The organism is Brevundimonas sp., assembly GCF_031082345.1.
Taxonomy (GTDB): Bacteria; Pseudomonadota; Alphaproteobacteria; order Caulobacterales; family Caulobacteraceae; genus Brevundimonas.
In genome coordinates this window covers 22,496-30,245 of sequence record NZ_JAVHLH010000003.1, presented here as the reverse complement: position 1 = coordinate 30,245, position 7,750 = coordinate 22,496, and the positions used below count along the sequence as shown (strand labels likewise).

Sequence of the window (7,750 nt, the reverse complement as noted above, 5' to 3'; positions counted from 1 at the left end):
GGCGCACCGCCTGCCCCGGCTCCGGCGCGGCTCCGCGCACCGTGGCGCGCAGCCGCTCGGGCGTGCGTTCGGGGGCGAGGCCGCGGATACGGACCGGAGCGATCACCACGCGCGGCCCGGCGGCCCCGGGGCTGTCGACATCCATGACCCAGCCCTCGACCACGGTCGGCTCGGCCAAGGCGGGCGCGATCGGCGCCGTGACCGCGTCGGTGCGCAGCTTGGCCACGGCGAGGCCGAGGGCGAAGCAGGCCAGCAGCATCAGCGGCAGGGTCCAGACGCGGCCGAGACCCAGCCGCCGCGCGCCCAGCCATGCGCCGGCGGTCAGACCGCCGGCGATCAGCAGCGGCCAGGCCGGCGGCTCCGTCTTCAGCACGAAATAGACGGCGCAACCGCCGCCCAGCGCCACTGGGGCCCAGAGCCGCCAGCGCAGCGCCTGCAGGGTCATCTGATGGCGGAGAAACCCCGCGAGGCGCGCACGGAGGCTGGGCATTGCCGAAGCGGGCGGTATAACCCCCGCCATGACCTCTCCCTCCAACCCCGCACCCGAAGTCGTCACCCGCTTCGCCCCTTCGCCGACCGGATTCCTGCACATAGGGGGCGCTCGCACGGCGCTTTTCAACTATTTGTATGCGAGACGACACAACGGGCGGTTCCTGGTCCGGGTGGAAGACACGGATCGCGAGCGGTCTACCGACGCGGCGGTCAAGGCCATCTTCGACGGCCTGAGCTGGCTGGGCCTGTTCGCCGACGACGAACCGGTGTTCCAGTTCTCGCGCGCGGACCGGCACCGCGAGGTGGCCAACATCCTGCTCGAGACGGGGCACGCCTATCGCGATTTCCTGACCGCCGAGGAGACCGGAGCACTGCGGGATGCCGCCAAGGCCAAGGGGCGCGCTTTCGAGTCTCCGTGGCGCGACCGCAGCCCGACGGTCGACGACCTGTCGAAGCCGCACACGGTGCGCTTTCGCCGCCCCGCCGACGCGGCCGTCGTGGTCGAGGACGCCGTGCAGGGCGCAGTGCGCTGGGACTCCGCCTCACTGGATGATCTGGTCATCCTGCGTTCGGACGGGGCGCCGACCTATAATCTGGCCGTGGTGGTCGACGACCACGACATGGGCGTGACCCATGTGATCCGCGGCGACGACCATCTGAACAACGCCGCGCGGCAGAGCCTGATCTACGACGCCCTGGGCTGGACCCGGCCGGTCTTCGCCCACATCCCGCTGATCCACGGACCGGACGGCGCCAAGCTGTCCAAGCGCCACGGGGCCCAGGCGGTGCATGAATACGCCGAGATGGGCTATCTGCCCGAGGCCATGCGCAACTATCTGGCGCGGCTGGGCTGGGCCCACGGCGACGAGGAGCTGTTCTCGGACGCCCAGGCGATCGAGTGGTTCGACCTGCCCGGGATCGGCCGGGCCCCTGCGCGGCTGGACTTCGACAAGCTGGCCCACGTCAACGCCCACTGGATCCGGCTGGCCGACGACGACCGGCTGGCCAAGCTGACGCTCGACGTGCATCTCGCCCGCGGCCATGACCTCGGCCCGGACGACGAGGCCCGGCTCCTGCAGGCCATGCCGTTCGTCAAGGGACGGGCCAAGACCACCCTGGAACTGGCCGACCAGACCGGCTTCGTCCTCAAGCCGCGACCGATCGCGATCGAGGCCAGGGGCCTCGAGATGCTGGCCGGCGAGTCAGGCGAGCGGATCGGCCGACTGCGCGACCGGCTGGCGCTGTTCGAAAGTTGGGACGTGTTCGCGCTCGAGGCCGAGCTCAAGGCCTTCGCCGAGGAAGAAGGCGTCGGCTTCGGCAAGATCGGCCCGGCGGCGCGCGCGGCCCTGACCGGCGGCTCCACGTCGCCGGACATCGCCAAGGTCCTCGCGGCCCTGGGGCGGGAAGAGAGCCTCGGGCGTTTGAATGATGCGCTGCAACAGACTATCTGACTTCCACACCGAAACGCGACCCGCCGCCTCCCTCGCGCGGGGCCGCCGACTGACCAAGGGGCTTTCATGACTGAACTCGCCAAACCCGCCGGCTCCGCCACCCTCACATACGGCGACAAAACCGTGGAGCTGCCCGTGCTGGCGGGTTCGACCGGCCCCGACGTGATCGATATCCGCAAGCTGTACGGCGCGACCGACGCCTTCACCTACGATCCCGGCTTCACCTCGACGGCGGCGTGCGAAAGCGCCCTGACCTTCATCGACGGCGACAAGGGCACGCTGCTGCACCGCGGCTACCCGATCGATCAGCTGGCCTCGCAATCGAACTTCATCGAAGTCTGCCACCTGCTTCTGCACGGCGAACTGCCGACCGCCTCCCAATATGAGGCGTTCGAGCGCAACATCACCATGCACACCATGCTGCACTCGCAGTTCGACCGCTTCTTCGAGGGCTTCCGCCGCGACGCCCACCCGATGGCCATCATGGTCGGCACGGTCGGGGCGCTGTCGGCCTTCTATCACGACAGCCTGGACATCCAGGACCCGGTGCAGCGGAACATCTCCGCCATCCGGCTGATCGCCAAGATGCCGACGATCGCGGCGCGGGCCTACAAGTATCACATCGGCCAGCCGTTCGTTTCGCCGCGCAACGACCTGAACTACGCCGAGAATTTCCTCCGCATGTGTTTCGCGGTTCCGGCCGAGGACTATGAGGTCAATCCGGTGCTGGCCAAGGCCATGGACCGCATCTTCATCCTGCACGCCGACCATGAGCAGAACGCCTCGACCTCGACCGTGCGTCTGGCCGGGTCCTCGGGCGCCAATCCGTTCGCCTGTATCGCCGCCGGCATCGCCTGCCTGTGGGGTCCGTCGCACGGGGGCGCCAACGAAGAGGCGCTGAACATGCTCAAGGAGATCGGCACCCCGGACCGGATTCCGGAGTTCATCGAGGGCGTGAAGGCCAAGAAATACAAGCTGATGGGCTTCGGCCACCGGGTCTACAAGAACTACGATCCGCGCGCCAAGGTGATGAAGGAGAGCGCCGATGAGGTGCTGGCCGCCGTCGGCGACCCCAACGACCCCCTGTTCCAGGTCGCCAAGGAACTGGAGCGGATCGCGCTGAACGACGAATATTTCATCGAGCGCAAGCTGTTCCCGAACGTCGACTTCTATTCGGGCATCACCCTGTCGGCGATGGGCTTCCCGACCTCGATGTTCACCGTGCTGTTCTCGCTGGCCCGCACCGTCGGCTGGATCGCCCAGTGGCAGGAGATGATCGGCGACCCGACCCAGAAGATCGGCCGCCCGCGCCAGCTCTACACCGGTCCGACCGAGCGCGATTTCGTGCCGATCCAGAACCGGGGCTGAGGTTTCGGGCGGAACGAGACAAGCGAGACTCTCGACCAAGACATTCCGGGCGAGACAAGCGCGACATCCGATCCGCTACAAGCGAGACAAACCCGCGACATCCGGGACAACAGGGACGCCGGGGCGAACGCTCCGGCGTTTTCCTGTTGCGGACTCCGCCTCAGGCCCCCGTCTTCGCCGCGATCACCCTCAGCACCGCGTCGGCCGCGATCTCGGACGGGTCGCGTCCCGCCCGGCCCATCAGATCCAGCGCCGCCGTCTGGCGGGCGGCCTGATCGGCCCGCGCCGCCGGATCGGCGAGCAGACGGCCCACTTCGGCGGCCAGCTTTTCCGGCGTGGCGTCGGCCTGGATCAGTTCCCTGGCGATCTCTTCGTCCGCCGCGTGGTTGAACAGGGTCGCGTATTTGCCGGTGAAGAACGGCTTCATAATCGCGTAGCTGAGCGGCTGGAAGCGGTAGGAAATGACCATGGGGACGCCGGCCAGGGCCAGTTCGGTGGAGACCGTGCCGCTGGTGGCCAGGGCCACTGTGGCGGCTTTCATGGCGGCGTATTTCTCGGGCTCCGGGACCATGTGGGCGCGGAACGGCCAGGTGGCGACCTCGGCGGTGACGAGGTCGGCGACGGGGCCGGCCGCCACGACGGCGACTTCCAGCGACGGGTCCGCCTTCTTGAGGCGTGCCACGGCGGCTTCGTAGACCGGGGTCATCAGGCTGATCTCGGACCGGCGGCTGCCCGGCAGAACCAGCAACAGCGGCGCGTCAGCGGCGACGCCGCGCGAGGCCCGGAAGGCGGCGGGATCGGCCCCGCTCATGTCAACGTGCAGCGCCTGGGAGCCGACGACCGTGGTCGCCAGCCCCTCGCGCTCGAACCACGGCGCGTCGAAGGCGTAGAGGGCCAGCAGGTGGTCGACCGAGGCGGCCAGGGTTTTCGCCCGACCCGGGCGCGAGGCCCAGACCTGGGGACCGACATATTTGATCAGCGGGACGTCCGGCAGGACGGCGCGGATCGCCTTGGCCACCCGGATGGTGAAGCCCCAGCTGTCGATCAGAACCACGGCGTCAGGGCGTTCGGCCACCGCCAGGGCCGCGGTGTCGGCGACGCGGCGCCTGACCACGCCATAGGCCTTCAGGCCCTCCAGCCAGCCCAGGACGGACAGGTCGGTGATGTCGAACGGGCTGGCGACGCCGGCCTCGGCCATCTTCGCCCCGCCGACGCCGACGAAGGCCACATCCCCGCCGAGCCGGGCCTTGAGCGCGTCGGCCAGACCGGCTCCGAGGACGTCGCCCGAGGCTTCGGCGGCGACCAGCATGATCTTGAGCGGGCGACTCACCGCGTCTCGCCCCAGACGAACAGGCCCAGGCGATCGGCCGCCTCGACGATGGCGGCGTGGTCGATCAGGATCAGCTTGCCGGCGACGCCGCCGACGCCCGCCAGCCCGGCGGCGGCGGCCAGCTCTATGGTCTGCGAGCCCATCACCGGCATGTCGACGCGGAGATCCTGGATCGGCTTCGGCGCCTTGCCCAGCGCGCCCTTGCGGTCGGACGCGGAGCCGCGCAGATCGACGGGCAGACCGGCAACCCGCGCCAGCATGGCGTCGGTGCCCTCCTGGGCCTCGACCGCGAGCACCAGGCCCTCGCACACGACCGCGCCCTGGCCGATGTCGAGTTCTCCGGCCTTTTCCGCGACGTGGATCGCTTTCTTCAAGTCCTTGAGCTGATCTGGCGTCGGCTTGAGAGCGCCCAAGGCCCCCGCGGGCAGGGTCTCGCCGCCGAGGATGTCGTCGGCCCCCTCGATGGCGTAGCCCTCACCCTCGAACACCGAGAGGATCTTGCGCAGCAGGGCGTCATCGCCCTTGGCGGCCTCGGCGATGATCCCCGGCAGCAGGGTCATGCCCTTGAAGTCCGGCTTCAGCGCCTTGAAATCCGGGCGGCTGACCGTGCCGGCGAAGCAGACGGCGTCGCAGCCGGCCTTCTTCAGCGCCGAGAGCACCCGACCGATCTCGGCCATGCCGGCGTCGACGCCAGGATAGCGGGCCAGATGGGGGTCGGCGAAACCGGTCAGGCGGACCACGAACACCGGCCGGCCCTCGGCCTCGCAGCGCGCGGCCACGGACAGGGGCAGGGCCCCGCCGCCGGCGATCAGTCCCAGCCGGCTCATTCGCCCGGCAGGCAAAGCGGACGTTTGCCGTCCTCGCGGATGAAGGCGACGATCTCCATGATCTCGGGCAGATCGGCGTAGTCCGCGGCCACCCCGTCGACGCGGTCGGAGAAAGTCCCCTCGCCCTCGAACAGGGCGCGCCAGGCGGCCATAAGCCGCCGGACGGCGTCCTTGCCGTACCCCTTCCGCTTCAGCCCGATCAGGTTGAGCCCGTGCAGGCGTGCGTGATTGCCCCAGGCCGAGCCGTAGGGGATGACGTCGCGGGTCACCGCGGCCAGACCGCCGATGATCGCCCCTTGCCCCACCCGTCCGAACTGGTGCACCGCCGCCAGGCCGCCCAGGAACACGCGGTCGCCGACCCGCGCGTGGCCCCCGAGAGTCGCATGGTTGGCGAAGGTGACGTGGCTCCCGACCACGCAGTCATGGCCGACATGGGCGCCCGTCATGAACAGGCCGTTCGATCCGATCGTGGTCAGCTTCCGGTCGCCCGGCGTGCCCCGGTTGAAGGTGCAATGCTCGCGAATGGTGTTGTTCTCGCCGATCTCCAGCGCCACCGGCTCGCCCTTGTAGCCGCCATGCTGGGGGTCGCCCCCGATGACGCAGAAGGGGTGGATCGTGGTGCCGGCGCCGACCGTCGTGTCTTGCTGGATCACGACGTGGCCGGCGACGCGAACGCCCTGCGCCAGGACGACGTTGGGGCCGACGATGGTCCAGGGACCGATCTCGACGCCCTCGGCGAGGCGAGCGCCGGGATCGACCTGGGCTGTCGGGTGGATGGCCATCAGGCGGCCGGCTGGTCGACGGTCACGACCATGGCGGCGAAGTCCGCCTCGGCCGCCAGCTTGCCATCGATGAAGGTCTCGCCGCGGAATTTGAAGATGTCGCCGCGCTGCTTCGTGACCACCACCTTCATGCGCAACTGATCGCCCGGCCGGGCCGGCTTGCGGAAACGGACGCCGTCGATCGACATGAACATGATGATCTTGCCCTCGACCGAGACGTCCAGGGTCTTGGACATCATCAGCGCGCCGGTCTGGGCCATGGCCTCGACGATCATCACGCCCGGCATGACCGGGTCGATCGGGAAATGGCCCGGGAAATAGGGTTCGTTGTGGGTGACGTTCTTGATGCCGGTGATCGAGGTCCCCGCGACGAAGTCCTCGGCCTTGTCGACCAGCAGGAAGGGATAGCGATGCGGCAGGCGGCGCATCACCTCGGCGTAGTCGATGGTTCCCCCGGTTCCCGTTTCGTCAGTCATTCCCGGCTTTCCCTGCGCGTGCCTTTCCGGACGCCTGTTTGGCGAGCCAGACCGCTTCACGCAAGAACTGTCGAAGGGGTTTCGCCGGATATCCCGACCAGGTTTCGCCGGCCGGAATGTCCTGCAGGACGCCGGCGCCGGCCGCGACCCGGGCGCCCTCCCCGATGCTGAGGTGGTCGCCCACGCCGGCCTTGCCGCCGAACATGACGCCGTCGCCGACCGTCACCGAGCCCGACAGACCCGTGTGCGCCGCCATCAGGCAGTTGCGCCCGATCACGCAGTTGTGGGCGATCATGCACAGATTATCGATCTTGGTGTTCTCGCCGATCACCGTGTCGCCATAGGCCCCGCGGTCGATGCAGGTGTTGGCGCCGACGCTGACGCCGTCCTGCAGGATGACCCGTCCCAGCTGGGGCACGTCGACGGGCCCGGAGCGCGAGCCCGCCGCGCCGAAACCCGGTTCGCCGATCCGCCCGCCTGACAGCAGGCGGACGCGGTCGCCGACGAGGGCGAAGCCGAGGCTGACATGGGATCCGATCACGCAGTCGCGGCCGATCTGCACCCCGGGGCCGATCACGGTGTTGGCGCCGATGCGGCTGCCGCGGCCGATGCGGGCGCCGGCGCCCAGCACCACGCCCGGCTCGAGCACGACGCTGTCGTCCTCGACCACCTCTTCGGGCGAAGCGGCGCGGATCAGGGCGATCGGCCGGTGAAACAGAAGCGACGCGCGCGCCCACGAGGCCTGGGCCTCGCCCGAGACGATGACCGCCGCGCCCGCGGGCGCGGCCTCGACGGCGGAGGCCGGAACGATGACGCAACCCGCGCCGGTTTCGGCGAGGGCCGGCAGGAACCGACGGTCGCCGAGGAAGGCCACATCGCCGGCGCCGGCGGTCGCCAAAGGCGCGACGGCGGAGACCGTTCGGTCCCCGCCGCGCGAGACTTCGCCGCCGATCCGGTCCGCGAGCGCGCCGACCGTCAGGGCCGGCAGCGACTCGAAGAACCGCTCATCGGGGCCTCGGCCCAT

Annotated in this window: 7 protein-coding genes and 1 pseudogene; 2 read left to right on the top strand and 6 right to left on the bottom strand. The window is 69.6% G+C overall.

Annotated elements, in window-relative coordinates; all coding sequences use genetic code 11:
* Positions 1-445, bottom strand: a pseudogene (locus tag RDU12_RS00525) (competence protein ComEC); the annotation flags it as partial.
* A 73-nt stretch (positions 446-518) separates the two neighbouring features.
* Between RDU12_RS00525 and gltX the strand changes: the two are divergent.
* Together gltX and gltA are read left to right on the top strand one after the other, a co-directional pair.
* Positions 519-1,943: a glutamate--tRNA ligase gene (gene gltX / locus RDU12_RS00520; RefSeq protein ID WP_300290357.1), complete on the top strand. Its 1,425-nt coding sequence runs from the start codon at positions 519-521 to the stop codon at positions 1,941-1,943.
* A 66-nt stretch (positions 1,944-2,009) separates the two neighbouring features.
* Complete coding sequence (gene gltA, locus RDU12_RS00515; protein ID WP_300290355.1) at positions 2,010-3,311, top strand: citrate synthase; 1,302 nt, start codon at positions 2,010-2,012, stop codon at positions 3,309-3,311.
* 160 nt (positions 3,312-3,471) lie between these two features.
* Here the strand turns inward: gltA and lpxB are convergent, their stop codons facing one another.
* The 5 genes from lpxB to lpxD are packed head-to-tail and all read right to left on the bottom strand — an operon-like array spanning position 3,472 to position 7,750.
* Entirely contained in the window at positions 3,472-4,641 is a 1,170-nt protein-coding gene (gene lpxB, locus RDU12_RS00510; RefSeq protein ID WP_300290353.1) for a lipid-A-disaccharide synthase, read from the bottom strand.
* Complete coding sequence (locus RDU12_RS00505) at positions 4,638-5,468, bottom strand: LpxI family protein (RefSeq protein WP_300290351.1); 831 nt, start codon at positions 5,466-5,468, stop codon at positions 4,638-4,640. Before RDU12_RS00505 ends, lpxB begins: the two co-directional genes overlap by 4 nt.
* Positions 5,465-6,250 (bottom strand): acyl-ACP--UDP-N-acetylglucosamine O-acyltransferase, encoded by a 786-nt coding sequence (lpxA, locus tag RDU12_RS00500; RefSeq protein WP_300290349.1) that lies wholly within the window; start codon positions 6,248-6,250, stop codon positions 5,465-5,467. The genes RDU12_RS00505 and lpxA overlap by 4 nt, the downstream gene beginning before the upstream one ends.
* The gene (fabZ, locus tag RDU12_RS00495; protein WP_300290346.1) at positions 6,250-6,726 is read right to left on the bottom strand and encodes a 3-hydroxyacyl-ACP dehydratase FabZ; all 477 of its coding nucleotides are present in this window, start codon (positions 6,724-6,726) and stop codon (positions 6,250-6,252) included. Before fabZ ends, lpxA begins: the two co-directional genes overlap by 1 nt.
* The gene (gene lpxD / locus RDU12_RS00490; RefSeq protein WP_308683950.1) at positions 6,719-7,750 is read right to left on the bottom strand and encodes a UDP-3-O-(3-hydroxymyristoyl)glucosamine N-acyltransferase; all 1,032 of its coding nucleotides are present in this window, start codon (positions 7,748-7,750) and stop codon (positions 6,719-6,721) included. The genes fabZ and lpxD overlap by 8 nt, the downstream gene beginning before the upstream one ends.

Bases quoted from the DNA above. Each gene is read 5' to 3' on its own strand.
- gltX (WP_300290357.1), top strand. From the start codon at position 519: ATGACCTCTCCCTCCAACCCCGCACCCGAAGTCGTCACCCGCTTCGCC.
- gltA (WP_300290355.1), top strand. From the start codon at position 2,010: ATGACTGAACTCGCCAAACCCGCCGGCTCCGCCACCCTCACATACGGC.
- RDU12_RS00505 (WP_300290351.1), bottom strand. From the start codon at position 5,468: ATGAGCCGGCTGGGACTGATCGCCGGCGGCGGGGCCCTGCCCCTGTCC.
- lpxA (WP_300290349.1), bottom strand. From the start codon at position 6,250: ATGGCCATCCACCCGACAGCCCAGGTCGATCCCGGCGCTCGCCTCGCC.
- fabZ (WP_300290346.1), bottom strand. From the start codon at position 6,726: ATGACTGACGAAACGGGAACCGGGGGAACCATCGACTACGCCGAGGTG.
- lpxD (WP_308683950.1), bottom strand. From the start codon at position 7,750: ATGGGCCGAGGCCCCGATGAGCGGTTCTTCGAGTCGCTGCCGGCCCTG.